Here is a 20864-nt window from a genome sequence, read left to right as displayed (position 1 = left end):
TCCATTGAGTTTAAGGACCTGGAGAGCCTTTCTTGAGCCAGGAATATACCGAAGATAAAGAAGTAACATTGCGGAAACTGAGCAGCGGGCGCCGTTTACTCGAGGCGTTGCTGATCCTTGTTGCCTTATTCGCCATCTATTTGATGGTTGCCTTGTTAAGCTTTAACCCCTCAGACCCCAGTTGGTCGCAAACCGCATGGCATGAGCCTATCCATAATTTGGGTGGCACGCCGGGTGCGTGGTTTGCCGATACGCTGTTCTTCATTTTTGGCGTGATGGCCTACACCATTCCGGTGATTATTATCGGAGGGTGCTGGTTCACCTGGCGCCAGCGCGACAGTGAAGAGTTCATTGATTATTTTGCCGTTTCGCTGCGCTTGATAGGCGTACTTGCGATGGTACTGACCTCTTGTGGTCTGGCAGCCATCAATGCGGACGATATTTGGTACTTCGCCTCGGGCGGCGTGCTGGGCAGCCTGCTTAGCACCGCTATGATGCCGCTGTTGAACAGCAGCGGCGGCACAATTGCGCTGCTCTGCGTTTGGGCCGCTGGCCTGACGTTGTTCACCGGTTGGTCCTGGGTCAGCATCGCTGAGAAACTCGGTAGCGCGGTGCTTACCGTGCTGACTTTTGCCAGTAACCGCACCCGCCGGGATAACACCTGGCAGGATGAGGACGAATACGAAGAAGACCATGACGAAGATGAAGCGCCGCAGGTTTCCGCTGAGAAACGCGAATCTCGTCGGGCGCGTATTTTACGCGGGGCGCTTGCGCGTAAGCAGCGTTTGTCGCAGAAGTTCGCTAACCCTAATGGTCGAAAAACGGATGCTGCGTTGTTCTCCGGCAAGCGTATGGACGATGCTGAAAACGACGTGTTGTTCAGCGCGCGTGGCGTAGAAGCCGATCCGAACGATGTGCTGTTCTCAGGGCATAAAGCAACCTTGCCGGAAGACCAGGAATACGATCCGCTGTTCAGCGGGCATTCTGCCGTTGAGCCCGTAACAGCGGCAGCCGCGGCAACAGCTGCTAATCAGTCCTGGGCTGCGCCGGTACCGCAGGTTGCACCGATGCCTCCTGTATCCACACCGGCACCGGTCGTTGACGCCGAGCCTGCTGCCCCTGCTATCGCATGGGAACCCGCACCGACAACGGTCACGCCAGAGCCGGTAATTGCTCCTGCTCCGGATCATTACGTTTCGCCGCATCCGGCAAGCGTACAGCAGCAGGTGCCGCATGAGACTCATCAAAGCTGGGCTGAACCCGTCACGCCTGCGGTTGAGCCACAGTCTGTTCCAGAACCTGTCGAAGAGGTGAAATACGTTCGCCCGCCGATGTATCACTTTGAAGAAGTGGAAGAAAAGAGGGCTCGGGAACGTGAACAGTTAGCGGCCTGGTACCAACCAGTCAATGAGCCGAAGCCCGATCCCTACAGCTATGCGCCGGTAAAACCTGTGGCGCCGGAACCAGCTCAACCTTTAATGCCGACATCCGTGCCCGTTTCTGCACCGCTATCGGTACCAGAAATGCCCGTGCCGGATGTCACACAGGCTGCATCAGGCGTTCAGCAGGCAGTAAAAACTGCAGCTACCGCGGCAGCATTTTCACCCGTGTTCAGCATCGCCAGCGATGCGCCACGCCCTCAGGTAAAAGAAGGTATTGGCCCTCAACTGCCTCGCCCTAACCGGGTACGCGTTCCGACTCGCCGTGAACTGGCGTCCTACGGCATAAAGCTGCCTTCCCAGCGTATGGCAGAGGAGCAGGCGAGACTCGCCGAGAATGAACAGGCTGAAGGCGATTACGGCGATGAAAGCGATGCGCTGCAGCAGCACGAACTGGCCCGCCAGTTTGCAGCTCAGCAACAGCAGCGCTATGGCGAAGAGTACGAAGACGACAGCTGGTCTGAAGAACAGCAGTCCGAAGCGGAAGAGGCAGAACTTGCGCGTCAGTTTGCTGCGCAGCAGCAACAGCGCTATGGCGAGCAGCCACAGCAGAATAATGCTCCGTTCTCCCTGGATGATTTTGATTTCCAGTCATCGTTGAAGGAACTGGTAGATGATACGCCGAGCGAGCCGCTATTTACTCCGAGCTTTGAACCGGCTCCGCAGCCGGTTCAGCACAGCCAACCGGCGGCACAGCCTTCTCAATATGCTCAGGCGGCTCAGCATCAGCCCGCTGCGCCAGATCCAAAAGAGAGCCTGATTCACCCGTTCTTGATGCGCAACGGTGACGACCGCCCGCTTCAGAAACCGACCACGCCGCTGCCGTCGTTGGATCTACTGACTTCTCCTCCAACTGAGGTTGAACCGGTAGATACCTTTGCAATGGAGCAGATGGCGCGCCTGGTTGAAGCGCGTCTGGCGGATTACCGCATTAAAGCGGATGTAGTGGATTATTCCCCTGGCCCAGTCATTACCCGCTTCGAGCTGGATTTGGCTCCGGGTGTGAAGGCTGCCCGCATCTCTAACCTTTCCCGTGACCTGGCGCGTTCGCTGTCCACCGTCGCCGTGCGTGTGGTTGAGGTTATTCCGGGTAAACCTTACGTAGGCCTTGAGTTGCCTAACAAAAAGCGTCAGACCGTTTATCTGCGTGAAGTGCTCGACTGCGCTAAATTCCGCGACAACGGCTCTCCGTTGACCGTGGTTCTGGGTAAAGACATCGGCGGTGAGCCAGTGGTTGCGGACCTGGCGAAAATGCCTCACTTGCTGGTAGCCGGTACAACGGGGTCCGGTAAGTCGGTTGGCGTAAACGCCATGATCATCAGCATGTTGTACAAAGCAACGCCGGAAGACGTTCGCTTCATTATGATTGACCCAAAAATGCTTGAACTGTCGGTGTATGAAGGCATCCCACATCTGTTGACCGAAGTGGTTACGGATATGAAAGACGCCGCGAATGCGCTGCGCTGGAGCGTGAACGAGATGGAGCGCCGCTATAAGCTGATGTCCGCGCTTGGGGTGCGAAATCTTGCGGGCTACAACGAACGCGTGCTGGAAGCTGAGCGCATGGGACGCCCAATACCTGACCCGTTCTGGAAGCCTGGCGACAGCATGGATGTGAGCCATCCAATGCTGGAGAAACTGCCGTACATCGTGGTGCTGGTGGATGAATTTGCCGACCTGATGATGACGGTAGGTAAAAAAGTAGAAGAGCTGATCGCCCGCCTGGCTCAGAAAGCGCGTGCCGCAGGTATTCACCTTGTTCTTGCAACCCAGCGTCCATCGGTTGACGTCATTACCGGTCTGATTAAAGCCAACATCCCAACCCGTATCGCGTTTACGGTGTCGAGCAAAATTGACTCGCGCACCATCCTCGATCAGGGCGGCGCTGAATCACTGCTGGGCATGGGGGATATGCTTTATTCCGCACCAAACTCCACGACGCCGATTCGCGTGCACGGTGCCTTTGTGCGTGATGAAGAAGTGCATGCGGTGGTGCAGGACTGGAAAGCGCGTGGCCGTCCGCAGTACATCACCGGCATTACCGATGATGAAGGCAGCGGTGACGGCGCAGGCGGCGGGATGGACGGTGACGAAGAGCTGGATCCGCTGTTCGATCAGGCGGTTGCTTTCGTAGTGGAAAAACGGAAAGCGTCTATATCTGGCGTACAGCGCCAGTTCCGTATCGGCTACAACCGAGCCGCGAGGATCGTGGAGCAGATGGAAGCGCAGGGGATCGTGAGTCCGCAGGGGCATAACGGTAACCGAGAGGTTCTTGCGCCGCCTCAGTTTGAATAATCTGACCAGGCGCTAGTCCATTGAGCAAAAAAGAGCCGCGCCTGCGGCTCTTTTTGCAAAGATGGGTAAATTACCGGAAAATCAGCTTATTCTTCTGTTGCGGTAGCCAAAGAGTTCAATAGAGTGGGCAGCAGAAGCGCCATCATCAGGTGGTCAATGAATCCAGAGGGAAAATAATGAAAAAAATCGTAATGACCTGCGCACTGTTAGCTGGCCTGACGGCAACCGGAGCCTGGGCTGACGCGGCCGGGGATTTGCAGGGCCGTCTCGATAAAGTTGGCAGCTTCCACGCCAGCTTCACCCAAAAAGTCACCGATGGCAGCGGGGCTGCCGTGCAGGAAGGCCAGGGCGACCTGTGGGTTAAGCGCCCAAACCTGTTTAACTGGCATATGACCCAGCCCGACGAAAGCATCCTCGTTTCTGACGGCAAAACGCTGTGGTTCTACAATCCGTTCGTTGAGCAGGTGACGGCCACCTGGCTAAAAGACGCCACCAGCAATACGCCGTTTATGCTGATTGCCCGCAACCAGTCCAGCGACTGGAAGCAATACAACATCAAGCAAAACGGCGATGACTTCGTGCTGACGCCAAAAAGCAGCTCGGGTAACCTGAAACAGTTCACCATCAACGTGGGTCGTGACGGCACTATCCACCAGTTCAGCGCGGTGGAGCAGGATGACCAGCGCAGCAGCTATACTTTGAAGGCTCAGCAAAACGGCGCAGTGGATGCCGGTAAGTTTACGTTCACCCCGCCAAAAGGCGTCACGGTGGACGACCAACGTAAGTAGAGGCTTGAGTGAGCAACCTGTCGCTCGATTTTTCAGAGAATACCTTCCAGCCGCTGGCCGCGCGCATGCGGCCAGAAAATCTGGCTCAGTACATCGGCCAGCAGCATCTGCTGGCCGATGGAAAACCGCTGCCCCGAGCCATTGAAGCAGGTCATCTGCATTCCATGATTCTTTGGGGGCCGCCGGGCACCGGTAAAACAACCCTCGCTGAAGTGATTGCTCGCTATGCCAGCGCGGATGTCGAGCGTATTTCTGCGGTAACCTCAGGCGTAAAAGATATCCGTGAGGCCATCGAACGTGCGCGGCAAAACCGCAATGCCGGGCGTCGCACCATTCTGTTTGTCGATGAAGTTCACCGCTTCAACAAAAGCCAGCAAGATGCCTTCCTGCCGCACATTGAAGACGGCACCATTACTTTTATTGGTGCGACAACCGAAAACCCTTCGTTTGAGCTGAACTCGGCGCTGCTTTCCCGCGCCCGCGTCTATCTGCTGAAGTCACTCACCGTGGCGGATATTGAGCAGGTACTCGAGCAGGCGATGAACGATAAAGCCCGGGGCTACGGCGAGCAAAATATCATCCTGCCGGACGAAACGCGCAAAGCCATTGCCGAGCTGGTGAACGGCGATGCACGCAGGGCGCTGAATACGCTCGAAATGATGGCGGATATGGCTGAAATCGACGCCAGCGGCAGCCGGATTTTGCAAACCCAGCTGCTGACGGAAATTGCGGGTGAACGCAGTGCGCGTTTCGACAATAAAGGCGATCGTTTTTACGATCTGATTTCAGCGGTGCATAAATCAATTCGCGGTTCAGCCCCGGACGCCGCTCTTTACTGGTACGCACGCATTATTAGCGCAGGCGGCGATCCGCTCTATGTCGCACGGCGTTTACTGGCGATTGCATCCGAAGACGTTGGTAATGCGGATCCCAGAGGGATGCAGGTCGCTATTGCCGCCTGGGATTGTTTCACCCGCGTAGGGCCGGCGGAAGGGGAGAGAGCCATTGCTCAGGCGATCGTCTATCTGGCCTGTGCGCCAAAAAGTAACGCCGTTTATACCGCATTTAAAGCTGCAATGGCGGATGCGCGTGAGCGTCCCGATTATGACGTGCCCGTCCATCTGCGCAACGCCCCAACGAAGTTGATGAAAGAAATGGGCTATGGCCAGGAATATCGTTACGCCCACGACGAGCCCAATGCCTATGCCGCAGGGGAAGAGTACTTCCCGCCTGAAATGGCACAAACGCGTTACTATCAGCCGACCAACAGAGGCCTTGAAGGTAAGATTGGCGAAAAGCTAGCCTGGCTTACCGAGCAGGATCAGAAAAGCCCCACAAAACGCTACCGCTAATGCAGGCGTTGCGGTAAGGTTAGCAAGACTATCAAAGCGGCCGCAGGCTGTGGCCGCACTCCTATAAATTCAATTCGATAAGCACAGGATAAGCATGCTCGATCCCAATCTGCTGCGTACAGAGCCAGACGCAGTCGCTGAAAAACTGGCACGCCGGGGCTTTAAGCTGGATGTAGACACGCTGCGCTCTCTGGAAGAGCGTCGTAAAGTACTGCAGGTCAAAACGGAAAATCTGCAGGCTGAACGTAACTCGCGATCGAAATCCATCGGCCAGGCGAAAGCGCGCGGAGAAGACATTGAGCCGCTGCGCCTGCAGGTTAACCAGCTGGGCGAAGAGCTGGATGCAGCGAAAAACGAGCTTGATTCTCTGCTGGCAGACATTCGCGATATCGCGCTGACCCTGCCAAATATTCCTGATGACTGCGTGCCGTTGGGCAAAGACGACAGCGAAAACGTCGAAGTCAGCCGCTGGGGTGAACCGCGTAAATTTGATTTCGAAGTGCGCGATCACGTAACCCTGGGCGAAATGGCAAAAGGCCTGGACTTCGCTGCGGCGGTTAAACTCACCGGTTCTCGCTTTGTAGTCATGCAGGGGCAGGTAGCGCGTATGCACCGTGCGCTGAGCCAGTTTATGCTGGATCTGCACACCGAGCAGCACGGTTACATGGAAAACTATGTTCCGTATCTGGTTAACCAGGACACGCTGTATGGTACCGGCCAGTTGCCTAAATTTGGCGGTGATCTGTTCCATACCCGTCCGCTGGAAGAAGAAGCGGACAGTAGCAACTATGCGCTGATCCCTACCGCAGAAGTGCCGCTGACCAACCTGGTTCGCGACGAGATTATCGACGAAGATTCTCTGCCGCTGAAGCTGACTGCGCACACGCCGTGCTTCCGTTCTGAAGCGGGATCCTATGGCCGTGATACTCGTGGGTTGATTCGTATGCACCAGTTCGACAAAGTTGAGATGGTGCAGATCGTTCGTCCTGAAGAGTCTATGGACGCTCTGGAAGAGATGACCGGCCATGCGGAGAAGGTTCTGCAACTGCTGGGTCTGCCATATCGTAAAGTGCTGCTTTGCAGCGGTGATATCGGTTTCGGTGCACGCAAAACTTACGATCTGGAAGTCTGGCTACCGGCACAGGATACGTACCGTGAGATATCTTCCTGTTCCAACTGCTGGGACTTCCAGGCTCGCCGCCTGCAGGCCCGCTGTCGCAGTAAAGCAGACAAGAAAACTCGCCTGGTGCACACCCTGAACGGTTCTGGTCTGGCTGTTGGCCGTACTCTGGTCGCCGTACTGGAGAACTACCAGCAGGCTGATGGCCGCATTCAGGTACCTGAAGTGCTGCGTCCTTACATGAACGGCCTGGAATACATCGGATAATCTACCGTTTGTGATGCATTGAAAAAGCGCCTAAGGGCGCTTTTTTTATACCGTAATTCCGTGGTTTTACGGCAACACCGCCTTTCTTGATACCAGACAATAACCCCTACTCCCAAAGAAGTATTATTGCTCACCGGAAGCGGGTGATGAGTGTTCTATTAAAACTTCAACCTAATCATCATTTGACGGTCGTGCTTCACAAGGTGTGACGCGGCCAGGTCAATCCGTCAATAAAAACAAACCGGACACCTCTTTCACCCTTTAGCTGCGCAACGGAATGTGGGCTCTCAACCCGCGTGACCGCTGTCGGCTTATTTTAACTGTGAGCAAAACAAGTAGGTCACTATGACTGATACAACCCCTAACGCGATCCTCGCGGCAGAGGTCAGCCGTCGTAAGCTGGTCCAAACCACGGCAATCGGTGGTTTAGCTGCTGCAACTAGCGCCTTCTCACTTCCCTTCTCCCGGCTCGCTTTTGCCGCTCCGACCGTTAACCCCGGAAGCAGTGAAAAAGTGGTCTGGAGCGCCTGTACGGTGAACTGCGGCAGCCGCTGCCCGCTGCGTATGCACGTGGTGGACGGTGAAATCAAATACGTCGAAACCGACAATACTGGCGATGACGATTATGAAGGTTTACACCAGGTTCGGGCCTGCCTGCGTGGTCGCTCTATGCGTCGCCGGGTCTATAATGCTGACCGCCTGAAGTACCCGATGAAACGCGTTGGCGCGCGTGGCGAAGGGAAGTTTGAGCGCATTAGCTGGGATGAAGCGTTTGATACCATCGCCAACAGCATGCAGGGCATCATTAAAGAGCACGGGAACGAAGCTATTTACCTGAACTACGGTACCGGTACGCTGGGCGGAACCATGACGCGTTCCTGGCCGCCGGGTTCCACGCTGATTGCCCGCCTGATGAACTGCTGCGGGGGCTACCTCAATCATTATGGGGACTATTCCACCGCGCAAATTGCCGCCGGTCTGAATTATACCTACGGCGGCTGGGCGGACGGTAACAGCCCGTCCGATATTGAAAACAGTAAGCTGGTGGTGCTGTTTGGCAATAATCCAGGCGAGACGCGGATGAGCGGCGGCGGAGTGACTTATTACCTCGAACAGGCTCGTCAAAAGTCCAATGCCCGAATGATTATCATCGACCCACGTTACACCGATACTGGCGCAGGCCGGGAAGACGAGTGGATCCCTATTCGCCCCGGCACCGATGCGGCGCTGATTTCCGCGCTGGCGTGGGTGATGATCGACGAAAATCTCGTGGATCAGGCCTTCCTGGACAAATATTGCGTTGGCTATGATGAAAAAACGCTCCCGGCGGGTGCCCCACGCAATGGCCACTACAAAGCTTACATCCTTGGTCAGGGGGCAGACGGCGTTGCCAAAACGCCTGAATGGGCTTCGCAAATAACCGGTATTCCGACCGATCGTATTATCAAACTTGCCCGGGAAATTGGCAGTGCTAAACCGGCCTTTATCAGCCAGGGCTGGGGGCCGCAGCGCCATTCCAACGGGGAACTGGTTTCCCGCGCTATCGCCATGCTTTCTATTCTGACTGGAAACGTCGGGATCCACGGAGGTAACAGCGGGGCGCGTGAAGGCTCTTACAGCCTGCCGTTTGTGCGAATGCCTACGCTGGAAAACCCGGTCCAAACCAGTATTTCCATGTTTATGTGGACCGATGCTATTGAGCGGGGAGCTGAAATGACCGCTACTCGCGACGGCGTACGTGGCAAAGAGAAGCTGGATGTACCGATTAAAATGATCTGGAACTACGCCGGTAATTGCCTGATTAACCAGCATTCTCAGATCAACCGCACGCACGACATTCTGCAGGATGATAAAAAATGCGAAATGATCGTGGTGATCGACAACCACATGACATCCTCTGCGAAATACGCCGATATTCTTCTGCCGGATTGCACGGCCTCTGAGCAGATGGATTTCTGCCTGGACGCCTCCTGCGGCAACATGTCCTATGTGATTTTTGCCGAACAGGCCATTAAGCCGCGCTTTGAGTGCAAAACCATCTATGAAATGACGACTGAACTGGCGAAGCGTATGGGCGTGGAGCAGCGTTTCACGGAAGGGCGGACGCAGGAAGGCTGGATGCGCCACCTCTACGCTCAATCTCAGGAAGCTATCCCCGAGCTTCCGGGCTTTGATGAGTTCCGCCAAATGGGGATGTTTAAAAAGCGTGATCCGGAAGGGCATCACGTTGCCTACAAAGCCTTCCGTGCAGATCCTTTAGCAAACCCGTTAACGACACCCTCTGGAAAAATTGAGATCTATTCTTCTCAGCTCGCTGATATTGCCGCCACCTGGGAACTGCCGGAAGGAGATGTTATCGATCCGCTGCCGGTCTATAGCGCTGGTTTTGAAAACGTTGGCGATCCGCTGGCGGAGAAATGGCCGCTGCAGCTAACGGGCTTTCATTACAAAGCGCGGACGCATTCGACCTATGGCAACGTTGACGTGCTGAAGGCTGCCTGTCGCCAGGAGATGTGGATCAACCCGCTTGATGCAAAACAGCGCGGCATCGCCAATGGTGATGAAGTCCGTATTTTTAACGATCGCGGAGAAGTGCGCATTAGTGCCAAAGTCACGCCACGCATCATTCCTGGCGTTGTCGCCTTAGGGGAAGGCGCCTGGTATAGCCCCGATGCCAATAAAGTCGACCGCGGGGGCAGCATCAATGTGCTGACCACCCAGCGCCCGTCACCGCTGGCAAAAGGTAATCCATCCCACAGTAACCTGGTTCAGGTTGAGAAGGCGTAAGGAGCAGTAAATGACAACCCAATATGGCTTTTATATCGACTCCAGCCGCTGCACCGGCTGCAAAACCTGTGAACTGGCGTGTAAGGATTTTAAGAACCTGACACCGGAGGTTAGCTATCGCCGCATTTATGAATATGCGGGTGGTAACTGGCAGGAAGACAACGGCGTATTCCATCAGGACGTATTTGCTTATTACCTCTCTATTTCCTGTAACCATTGTGAAGATCCAGCCTGTACTAAGGTGTGCCCGAGTGGCGCCATGCATAAGCGTGAAGATGGGTTTGTGGTGGTGAACGAAGAGGTTTGTATCGGCTGCCGCTACTGCCATATGGCGTGTCCGTACGGTGCGCCTCAGTACAATGAAGAGAAAGGTCATATGACCAAGTGTGACGGCTGTTACGAGCGCGTTGCCGAGGGGAAAAAGCCGATTTGCGTGGAATCCTGCCCGCTGCGCGCGCTGGATTTAGCGCCTGTCGATGAATTACGCAAAAAGTACGGCACTCAGGCTGCTATTGCCCCGTTGCCAGCATCGCATTTTACAAAACCAAATATCGTGATTAAACCTAACGCCAACAGCCGCCCAAGTGGGGATACCAGCGGTTATCTGGCCAACCCGAAGGAGGTGTGAGATGGGAAACGGATGGCATGAATGGCCGCTGATGGCCTTTACGGTGTTAGGCCAGTGCGTTGCGGGCGGGTTTATCGTTATGGCACTGGCGCTGCTGTATGGCGTGAAGGACAGGGCGGTTCGCAAGCGCGCCGAATTGCTAATGGTGGTGCTGTGGATCCTGATGGGTATCGGCTTTATTGCCTCAATCTTGCATCTCGGGTCGCCGCTGCGAGCGTTCAACTCCCTTAATCGCCTCGGCAGTTCAGCGCTGAGCAATGAAATTGCCAGCGGATCGGTATTCTTTGCCGCGGGCGGTTTCTGGTGGCTTTTGACAGTGCTAGGAAAAATGCCTCAGGCGCTGGGTAAAATCTGGGCCGTGGTGACCATTATTCTGGCCGTGGTATTTGTCTGGATGATGAGTCGGGTTTACCTGATTGACACTGTCCCGACCTGGTTTAGCGTCTGGACTCCACTGAGCTTCTTCCTGACGATGTTTATCGGTGGCCCACTGCTGGGATATTTGCTGCTTTCTGCGGCCGGGGTTAGCGGCTGGGGGATGCGTATACTGCCTGTTGTCTCGCTACTTGCCTTGCTGGTTAGCATGGTCGTTGTGCTGATGCAGGGCATGGAGCTGGCAACGCTGCATAGTTCTATTCAACAGGCGTCTGCGCTGGTGCCGGAATACGGCTCGCTGATGGCGTGGCGGATGATTCTGCTGGTGATTGCTCTGGTCGGCTGGATTGTTCCACAGCTGAAAGGCTATCGGCCTGGCGTCGGTTTGCTAACGCTCGCGATGGTATTGGTGATTGCAGGTGAACTTATCGGTCGCGGTGTCTTCTACGGATTGCATATGACTGTTGGTATGGCGATAGCAAGCTAACATTTCATCGAGTTATAAGCGCGTCTGAGGACGCGCTTTTCCATCCTCTCGCATAAGAAAATTTCACCTGAATATCCATGAAATTTTTCATTGATCATTTTGGCCTGTCTGCCGCTATATCGCATCAAAAACAGCGAGATACAATTTACGTGACTCCGGTCACTTATTAGCAGGATAAGTTTTTCAAATCGTACCCGTTAAAACCCTTGTTACCCCCCATTATTGCTGGATTGACAATCAATTTGCCGGTGGCATGATGCGCACAAATTTCCTGATTTCCTCACGGTTTGATACCCATGATCACCTATACCCGTCCCGTATTGCTCCTGCTTTGCGGGCTTTTGCTGCTGACTCTGGCGATGGCGGTTTTAAACACGCTCGTCCCACTTTGGCTGGCTCACGATAATCTTCCTACCTGGCAGGTCGGGATGGTGGGCTCCGCCTACTTTACCGGCAACCTGGTCGGGACATTGATTACCGGATGGGTGATTAAGCGTCACGGGTTTAACCGCAGCTACTATCTTGCCTCTATTATTTTTGCCGTGGGCTGTGTTGGCCTCGGGCTGATGGTTGGTTTCTGGAGCTGGATGGTCTGGCGGTTTGTGGCTGGTGTCGGATGTGCCATGATTTGGGTTGTGGTTGAAAGCGCGCTGATGTGCAGCGGGACTTCCCGCAACCGCGGACGTCTGCTGGCGGCTTACATGACCGTTTACTACATCGGAATGGTGGTCGGCCAGCTGATGGTCAGCAAGCTGTCTACTGAACTGATGAACGTTCTGCCGTGGGCTACCGCGCTGGTGCTGGCCGCTATTCTTCCATTGCTGTTTACCCATATTGTCAGCGACGGTGATGAGCACCGGGATAACACTCCGGTCTGGCCGATGTTGCGTCTGCGCCAGGCCCGGCTGGGCGTGAACGGCTGCATTATGTCCGGCATCGTACTCGGCTCTCTGTATGGTCTGATGCCGCTGTATTTGAACCATCAGGGCGTGAGTGACTCCGGTATTGGCTTCTGGATGGCGCTGATGATCAGTGCGGGTATTGTTGGTCAGTGGCCGATGGGGCGTCTGGCGGATAAATATGGCCGTCTGCTGGTGCTGCGTGTACAGGTGTTCGTGGTGATTCTTGGCTGCCTGGCAATGCTCAGCAACGCCGCCATGGGGCCTGCGCTATTCGTACTGGGGGCTTTCGGTTTTACGCTCTACCCGGTGGCGATGGCCTGGGCTTGCGAAAGAATTGAACGTCATCAGCTGGTGGCAATGAATCAGGCTTTGTTGCTGAGCTACACCATCGGGAGTCTGATTGGGCCGACGGTGACTGCGCTGCTGATGCAAAACTATTCTGATAACGTGCTGTTTATCATGATGGCCGCGGTGTCATTTGTTTATCTGATGATGCTGCTGCGCAAGGCGGGCCATCACCCAACACCGGTGGCTCACGCTTAATCAGTTTATTGTGTCCAGGATGCCATTACACCGGAATTTGTGATTGGCAGGGCTTTGCTGAGAAGTAAACAGGTCGGCAGGCAAATATACGTGCTCCCACAGAGGGGAGCACGGTTCGAATCAGTACATCACTTTATGGCCGTACTGCTCCAGAATACCTTTCACCCGTTCCATCGTTTCTTTCTTCGGCGGATGTACGCCATCCAGCTTGTATTCTTCGCCCATCGCCACCCACTTATGTTTGCCCAGCTCGTGATACGGCAACAGCTCAATTTTTTCAACGTTGCCCATGTTACGGGTGAACTCGCCCAGGCGATGGGCGGAATCATCATCGTCGGACCAGCCTGGCACGACTACGTAGCGGATCCACACTTTAATGTCTTTCTTCGACAGATATTGAGCAAATTCAAGCGTACGGTGGTTTGACACGCCCACCAGGTTTTGGTGGATTTCGTCGTTCATCTGCTTGAGATCGAGCATCACCAGGTCGGTGACTTCCAGCAGCTCATCAATCACCGGATCGTAACGGCGAACAAAACCGTTGGTGTCCAGGCAGGTATGAATCCCTTCTTTGTGGCAGGCGCGGAACCAGTCACGTACGAACTCGGCCTGCAGGATAGCCTCGCCGCCGGACGCGGTGACGCCGCCGCCGGAGGCATTCATGAAGTGGCGATAAGTGACAACTTCTTTCATCAGATCTTCTACCGTCACTTCTTTGCCACCGTGGGTATCCCAGGTGTCGCGGTTGTGGCAGTACAGGCAGCGCATCAGGCAGCCCTGAAAGAAGGTGATAAAACGGATACCGGGGCCGTCCACGGTACCGCAGGATTCAAAAGAGTGAATTCGTCCGATTGCTGACATTGCGGTGATCTCTCCAGATGTGGCCCGTCCAGGACCTGTGTCGTGCACAGCTCAAGCCGGCTGTGTTAAGTCTGTTTTGACAGATACCCAGAGTATAGATAGCTGGCAAAGCAGGCTGAGGGTAGGGAGGTGAGTAAAAAGGCCCCACGGGAGTGGAGCCTTTATATATTACGCTTCTTCAGTCTAACAAGGAATTAGATGGACTGAGTGAAGGTACGGGTAATAACGTCCTGCTGCTGCTCTTTGGTCAGCGAGTTGAAGCGAACGGCATAACCGGATACACGGATGGTCAGCTGAGGATATTTCTCAGGGTTTTCCATCGCATCCAGCAGCATTTCACGGTTCATCACGTTGACGTTCAGGTGCTGACCACCTTCGATGTTTGCTTCGTGGTGGAAGTAACCGTCCATCAGACCTGCAAGGTTGGTTTTACGCACGTCGTCGTCTTTACCCAGCGCGTTTGGCACGATGGAGAAGGTATAAGAGATACCATCTTTCGCGTAGGCAAACGGCAGTTTAGCGACGGAGGTCAGAGAGGCAACGGCACCTTTCTGGTCACGACCGTGCATTGGGTTAGCGCCTGGACCAAACGGAGTACCTGCGCGACGACCGTCCGGGGTGTTACCGGTTTTCTTACCATAAACCACGTTAGAGGTGATGGTCAGAACAGACTGGGTCGCGATAGCGCCACGGTAGGTGGTCAGTTTCTGAATTTTCTTCATGAAACGTTCTACCAGGTCAACGGCGATGTCATCTACGCGAGGATCGTTGTTACCGAACTGTGGATATTCACCTTCGATTTCAAAGTCAACGGCCAGGCCGTCTTCGTCACGGATAGGTTTCACTTTCGCGTATTTGATTGCAGACAGGGAGTCAGCCGCAACGGACAGGCCAGCGATACCACAAGCCATGGTACGAACAACGTCACGGTCGTGCAGAGCCATCAGAGACGCTTCGTAGCTGTATTTATCATGCATGTAGTGAATGATGTTCAGCGCGGTAACGTACTGTTTAGCCAGCCAGTCCATGAAGTGATCCAGACGATCCAACACATTGTCGTAGTCCAGAACGTCGGCAGTGATTGGTGCTTCTTTAGGACCAACCTGCATTTTCAGTTTTTCATCAACGCCGCCGTTGATTGCATACAGCATGGTTTTCGCCAGGTTTGCACGAGCCCCGAAGAACTGCATTTGCTTACCAACAATCATTGGGCTTACGCAGCATGCGATAGCGTAGTCGTCGTTGTTGAAGTCAGGACGCATCAGATCGTCATTCTCGTACTGCAGAGAAGAGGTATCGATGGAGACTTTAGCCGCGTATTTTTTGAAGTTCAGTGGCAGTTTTTCAGACCACAGAATGGTGATGTTTGGCTCCGGAGACGGCCCCATGGTGTACAGGGTGTTCAGGAAGCGGAAGCTGTTTTTGGTCACCAGAGTACGGCCATCAACGCCCATACCGCCGATAGATTCGGTTGCCCAGATTGGGTCGCCGGAGAACAGCTCATCGTATTCAGGGGTACGCAGGAAGCGAACCATACGCAGTTTCATGACCAGGTGGTCAATCATTTCCTGAGCGTCTTGCTCGTTGATTTTGCCTGCTTTGATGTCGCGCTCGATGTAGGCATCCAGGAAGGTGGATACGCGACCGAAGGACATTGCAGCGCCGTTCTGAGATTTAACCGCGGCCAGGTAGCCGAAGTAAGTCCACTGAATAGCTTCCTGAGCGTTGGTCGCAGGACCGGAGATGTCGTAGCCATATTTAGCGGCCATCTCTTTGATCTGACCCAGCGCGCGGTGCTGTTCGGAGATTTCTTCACGCAGACGGATAGTTGCTTCCAGGTCTTCACCGTTTTCCAGTTTGGTTTGCAGTGAGTTGAACTGAGCGAACTTGTCTTTCATCAGGTAGTCGATACCGTACAGCGCAACGCGACGGTAGTCACCGATGATACGGCCACGGCCATAGGCGTCTGGCAGACCGGTAATGACGCCGGATTTACGGCAGTTCAGGATGTCTTTGGTGTAAACGTCAAACACGCCCTGGTTGTGGGTTTTACGGTATTCGGTGAAGATCTTTTTCAGCATTGGGTCGAGTTCACGACCGTATACTTTGCAAGAACCTTCGACCATTTTGATGCCGCCGAAAGGAATGATGGCGCGTTTCAGAGGCGCATCAGTCTGCAGACCCACGATAGTTTCCAGGGACTTGTTGATGTAGCCCGCATCGTGAGCGGTGATGGTAGAGGCGAGGTCGGTATCGAAGTCAACTGGCGCGTGAGTGCTGTTTTCCAGTTTGATGCCTTCCATCACGCTGTCCCACAGTTTGGTAGTTGCGTCGGTAGCACCTGCCAGGAAGGACTCGTCACCCTCGTACGGGGTGTAGTTTTTCTGAATGAAGTCACGTACGTTTACTTCATTCTGCCAGTCGCCTTTAGCAAAACCTTCCCAGGCTGTGGCTAACTTTTCATTTTGCTCGGACATGTAACACCTACCTTTAATGTGGAGTTCTTAAACCTGCGTACTGGCTTAGCTTAGTGCTTGTCGCCACCGCGCAGATAAATTACCCAGTATGTCAACCCAACCAGTAAACCTCCGCCGATGATGTTTCCGATGGTGACTGGAATCAGGTTATCGGTGATGAAGTTCAGCACGGTCAGATGCGAGAAACTTTCCGGAGAAGACCCTACGGCGGTCCAGAATTCCGGGCTGGCAAAGTCACGAACCACGATAGCCATCGGGATCATGAACATATTTGCGATGCTGTGCTCAAAGCCGCTGGCAACAAACATGGCAACCGGAAGGATCATAGCAAACATTTTGTCCATCAGGCTGCGGCCGGAGTAGCTCATCCAGACGGCGAGGCACACCATCAGGTTTGCCAGGATACCTAGGCAGACGGCCTCAACAAATGTGTGGTGCATTTTATGGTCGGCGGTTTGTAGAACATTCAGCCCCCATGCGCCATTGGCGGTCATATACATGCCGGACAGCCAGATTAGCAGCACAAAGATCAGGGCACCGATCAGGTTACCGATGTAGACGTTAGCCCAGTTACGTAGTAGCTGGCCCCAAGTGATACGACCGCTGGCTTTGGCAACAACAATCAGCACAGTGGAGGTGAAAAGGTCTGCACCGCAGATAACGCAAAGAATTAAACCCAGTGAGAAGCATGTGCCGCCAATCAGTTTGGCAATTCCGAAAGGAATCGTGGATGTACCGGTTGTGGCGGTGATGTAGAACACGAAGGCAATCGAAATGAAGACGCCAGCGGTAATTGCTAAGTAAAAAGTCGTTAGCGGTTGTTTTGTTGCTTTATAGACGCCAGCATCTTCGGCAATTTTTGCCATCGCTGGTGGAAGTACTAGATCAAAAGGGTTGTCAGCTTTCACACTAACTCTCTCTTATTTAATTCGGCGAGGTGATACTAACAAAGCATTATAGAGTAAAAATTGATGTGGATCATATCTCGCCAAGCTAATAGGCACTGAAAAAGCAGGTCTTTTCCTGTTTTTCATCTTAATTCATTGATTATTAATTGAAAAATAAATTTTAATAATTATAGATAAAATTGAATTTTGCTTCTCCCGCACGCGAAATTGGTTAATTATAATGGAGTATTTTTATATTCCGATAACATTATTGCCGCTATCGAAAAATAACCATTTACCTGAAATTAACCAAAAAATTACATAATAAATTATTATTGTTGCAATAATAAAAAGGGGCGCAAAAAGCGCCCCGTAATATAGCTCAGACAAGGTGCTGCACGCACCTGGAAGTTGTCAATAAATTACTTAACCTGCCAATATTTGGCTTTAGCACGCTGTAATTTTTCGTACGCGGCCAGCAGAGCCTGATGTGCAGGGAAAGCTTTCAGATCTTTATCCACCGGCTGCAGACCATAGAAGGCCGCCTCACCGCTCATTGCCGCGCTGGCGGCATCTACCGCTTCAGCCCCGTACATGCGTACGAAAGCGTTCAGGTATTGCAGAGGCTCGCGCTCTTCTTCCTGTGACAGAAGAAGCAGAGTTTGCAGGCAGCGGTAGTAGTTGGCACGCGCCGGGCTAAAGATAGAGGCGTTGAACTCCATGGTCCATTCGGTCCAGATCAGCGCCTGCTCAAGATCGCCCCCGGCAAGTGCCAGCATGGCTTTCAACTCGCCAATGCGCAGCGTATACCAGCCGTTATCTTTCCCGGTAGCCAGGCCCAGTAATTCACGCACGCGGGTGAAATCGTCGTGACCTTCGTCGTCCAGTTGGGCAATCAGATCCAGATAGTCCTGCTGCTCCCATTCGCTGTCCGGCAGCGCAAGAATCGTTTCACGCAGGTGACTACCCATGCTGTTGTTAGCCAGCAGCAGGTCGTCGGCAGGGTAAATATCAGACATGCCCGGGACGATAATGCGGCAGGCATAGACGTCCAAATGCTCGTAGTCGGCGATATACACCTCTTTATCTTCCGACTTGAAGATAGCCATCAGCGTCGCGAACTCTTCTTCCGTTGTGCCAGCAAAGCTCCAGTCAGCAAACGGGTAATCTGCATCCTGCTTGAACATATCCCAGGAAATCAGGCCGCTGGAATCGATGAAGTGTGTTTCCAGGTTCGCGTGTTCGGCGACTTCTTCATCGTCGAAGGTTGGCGGCGTAAAGACATCCAGATCTTTCAGACCACGCCCCTGCAACAGCTCGGTGACGGTACGCTCCAGCGCTACACCAAAATCAGGGTGCGCGCCGAAGGAGGCGAAACAGGTTCCGTTGGCCGGATTGAAAAGCACGACGCAGATAACCGGGTACTTACCGCCCAGAGAACCGTCGTACGCAAAAATAGGGAAGCCTTCAGCTTCAAGCGTTTTAATGGACTCCACGACGCCCGGATAGCGGGCCAGCACATCCTGTGGGATCTCGGGCAGGCTGATGCTTTCTGCGATGATCCGGTTTTTGATATGGCGCTCGAAGACTTCAGACAGACCCTGAACTCGTGCTTCATTGGCCGTGTTGCCCGCAGACATGCCGTTGGAAACGTACAGGTTACCAATGATATTCATCGGGATATAAACGGTCTGCAGGTCTGACTGGCGGGTGAACGGCAGGGCACAAATACCGCGCTCTTCGTTCCCGGACTGCAGATCGATCAGCATCCCGGCGCCGACTTCATTTTCCGGGTCATAGAATGCGCGCAGACGATCGTCGAGAATGCCTGCTGGCAGTTGGTCATCTTCCGGCAGCGGGAACCACTTCTCATTGGGGTAATGCACGAACGGACCGTTTGCAATCGTATCGCCCAGCCAGAAATCAGCGAAGAAGTAGTTGGTCGACAGACGTTCAAAATATTCACCCAGCGCGGATGCCAGCGCGGCTTTTTTGGTTGCGCCTTTGCCGTTGGTGAAGCAAAGGGCGCTGTCTTTGTCGCGAATATGCACCGACCAAACGTTCGGTACCGGGTTAAGCCAGGAGGCTTCTTCGATATTAAAACCGAGGTCGGTCAGTTTTTTCTGGAAGCGAGCGATGGAGTCTTCCAGGGCGGCATCTTTGCCGGGGATAAATGTCTGGGTCATGGGGTTCACTTTAATGGTACGCAAAACGCGCAATGATACGGGTTTTACCGGGCAGACGCTATTCTTCGCACGGTGCAGGCGACGCTAGCATAACAGGCTATGCCTGCTTACAGTAACTCACTGTTATGGTAGTAAAATGACAGGCCGTCATTGGGCATGTCCGCCGGAGTACATTCCCGCCGGAAATCGGGCAGTTTTTTCGCTTGCCGGAAGATTGTGTTGTGTGATTTTGCTCACATTGGTCTTCCGCGAGGGATTAACCATTGCAACACTGCGTCGCTGAATGATAAAACCGATAATGTAATAAAAACTTATTGCTCGAGGCGTGGTGAGGGGAAATGACACAGGTATACAATTTTAGTTCTGGTCCGGCGATGCTGCCGGCTGAAGTACTTCGTCGTGCACAACAGGAGCTGTGCGACTGGCACGGTCTGGGTACTTCCGTAATGGAAATTAGCCACCGTGGTAAAGAGTTTATTCAGGTCGCGGAAGAGGCGGAAAAAGATTTTCGCGATCTGCTGCAAATCCCCTCCAACTATAAAGTTTTATTCTGCCACGGCGGCGGGCGCGGCCAGTTTGCAGGCGTGCCGCTGAATATTCTCGGTGACAAAACCACGGCCGACTACATTGACGGCGGGTACTGGGCAAATAGCGCAATAAAAGAAGCAAAAAAATACTGCCAGCCGGTTGCCCATGATGTGAAAATCACCGTGGACGGTAAACGCGCTATCAAGCCGATGAGTGAATGGCAGGTGTCTGACAACAGCGCGTTTCTGCACTATTGCCCGAATGAAACCATTGACGGCATTTCAATAGATGAAACCCCAGATTTTGGTGACACCGTCGTTGCCGCAGACTTCTCTTCGACTATTTTGTCTCGTCCTATCGACGTTAGCCGCTTCGGCGTGATCTATGCTGGCGCACAGAAAAACATTGGTCCGGCCGGCCTGACGCTGGTTGTTGTTCGCGAAGATTTGTTGGGCAAGGCGCACAAAGCATGTCCATCGATTATCGATTACACCGTGCTGAACGATAACGACTCAATGTTCAACACGCCGCCAACTTTTGCCTGGTATCTGGCAGGCCTGGTCTTTAAGTGGCTGAAAGAACAAGGTGGTGTTGCCTCGATGGATCGTATCAACCAGGCCAAGGCTGAGCTGCTGTACGGCGTGATTGATAACAGCGATTTTTATCGTAACGATGTTGCGGCTTCTAACCGCTCCCGGATGAACGTGCCTTTCCAGCTGGCGGATAGCGCGCTGGACAAAGTGTTCCTTGAGGAGTCTTTCGCTGCGGGCCTGCATTCCCTGAAAGGTCACCGCGTTGTGGGGGGTATGCGCGCCTCGATTTACAACGCGATGCCGCTCGATGGCGTCAAAGCGTTAACTGACTTCATGGTGGACTTCGAACGTCGCCACGGTTAATTAATGCATTAGTACTTCGCCCCGCGGCTCGTCTGCGGGGTTTTTA

At 53.7% G+C, this 20864-nt stretch carries 13 protein-coding genes; 9 read left to right on the top strand and 4 right to left on the bottom strand.

Translation table 11 applies throughout. From position 1 onward, the window contains the following. Window positions 1–32: 32 nt before the first annotated feature. From F3J29_RS10240 to F3J29_RS10205, 8 genes are all read left to right on the top strand, one after another. Window positions 33–3734 (top strand): DNA translocase FtsK 4TM domain-containing protein, encoded by a 3702-nt coding sequence (locus F3J29_RS10240; RefSeq protein WP_166865867.1) that lies wholly within the window; start codon window positions 33–35, stop codon window positions 3732–3734. A 176-nt stretch (window positions 3735–3910) separates the two neighbouring features. Next, a complete protein-coding gene (gene lolA, locus F3J29_RS10235) occupies window positions 3911–4522 on the top strand; it encodes an outer membrane lipoprotein periplasmic chaperone LolA (RefSeq protein WP_039291483.1) in 612 nt (203 codons plus the stop codon). Window positions 4523–4530: 8 nt separating this feature from the next. Then, window positions 4531–5874 carry a replication-associated recombination protein A gene (locus tag F3J29_RS10230; RefSeq protein WP_166865864.1) on the top strand — a complete coding sequence of 448 codons (1344 nt, stop codon included), beginning with the start codon at window positions 4531–4533 and terminating at the stop codon, window positions 5872–5874. Window positions 5875–5968: 94 nt separating this feature from the next. After that, window positions 5969–7261 (top strand): serine--tRNA ligase, encoded by a 1293-nt coding sequence (serS, locus tag F3J29_RS10225; RefSeq protein WP_166865863.1) that lies wholly within the window; start codon window positions 5969–5971, stop codon window positions 7259–7261. A 345-nt stretch (window positions 7262–7606) separates the two neighbouring features. Beyond that, window positions 7607–10048, top strand: coding sequence for a dimethylsulfoxide reductase subunit A (dmsA, locus tag F3J29_RS10220; RefSeq protein WP_166865861.1), 2442 nt, complete (start codon window positions 7607–7609; stop codon window positions 10046–10048). 10 nt (window positions 10049–10058) lie between these two features. Next, window positions 10059–10676, top strand: a complete 618-nt coding sequence (locus tag F3J29_RS10215; protein WP_166865859.1) for a DMSO/selenate family reductase complex B subunit — start codon at window positions 10059–10061, stop codon at window positions 10674–10676. A 1-nt stretch (window position 10677) separates the two neighbouring features. After that, complete coding sequence (locus F3J29_RS10210) at window positions 10678–11538, top strand: dimethyl sulfoxide reductase anchor subunit family protein (protein WP_166865858.1); 861 nt, start codon at window positions 10678–10680, stop codon at window positions 11536–11538. Between the two features lie 296 nt (window positions 11539–11834). Then, on the top strand, window positions 11835–12983 hold the full coding sequence (locus F3J29_RS10205) for an MFS transporter (protein WP_166865856.1): 1149 nt from the start codon (window positions 11835–11837) through the stop codon (window positions 12981–12983). A gap of 120 nt (window positions 12984–13103) precedes the next feature. Here F3J29_RS10205 and pflA read toward each other — a convergent pair whose 3' ends face one another. From pflA to ycaO, 4 genes are all read right to left on the bottom strand, one after another. Next, window positions 13104–13844 (bottom strand): pyruvate formate lyase 1-activating protein, encoded by a 741-nt coding sequence (gene pflA, locus F3J29_RS10200; protein ID WP_166865854.1) that lies wholly within the window; start codon window positions 13842–13844, stop codon window positions 13104–13106. Window positions 13845–14038: 194 nt separating this feature from the next. Next, window positions 14039–16321 carry a formate C-acetyltransferase gene (gene pflB / locus F3J29_RS10195; RefSeq protein WP_166865853.1) on the bottom strand — a complete coding sequence of 761 codons (2283 nt, stop codon included), beginning with the start codon at window positions 16319–16321 and terminating at the stop codon, window positions 14039–14041. 50 nt (window positions 16322–16371) lie between these two features. After that, complete coding sequence (gene focA / locus F3J29_RS10190) at window positions 16372–17229, bottom strand: formate transporter FocA (RefSeq protein ID WP_166865850.1); 858 nt, start codon at window positions 17227–17229, stop codon at window positions 16372–16374. 401 nt (window positions 17230–17630) lie between these two features. Next, window positions 17631–19394, bottom strand: coding sequence for a 30S ribosomal protein S12 methylthiotransferase accessory factor YcaO (gene ycaO, locus F3J29_RS10185; protein ID WP_166865848.1), 1764 nt, complete (start codon window positions 19392–19394; stop codon window positions 17631–17633). Window positions 19395–19732: 338 nt separating this feature from the next. Here ycaO and serC point away from each other — a divergent pair, with 338 nt between their 5' ends. Continuing rightward, window positions 19733–20818, top strand: coding sequence for a 3-phosphoserine/phosphohydroxythreonine transaminase (gene serC / locus F3J29_RS10180; RefSeq protein WP_039291499.1), 1086 nt, complete (start codon window positions 19733–19735; stop codon window positions 20816–20818). The last annotated feature ends 46 nt before the right edge of the window (window positions 20819–20864 follow it).

The sequence above is a fragment of the Enterobacter sp. Cy-643 genome (genome assembly GCF_011752815.1).
Taxonomy (GTDB): domain Bacteria; phylum Pseudomonadota; class Gammaproteobacteria; order Enterobacterales; family Enterobacteriaceae; genus Cedecea.
The sequence above is the reverse complement of the archived record's forward strand: the minus strand, read 5'-3'. Positions and strand labels throughout refer to the sequence as shown.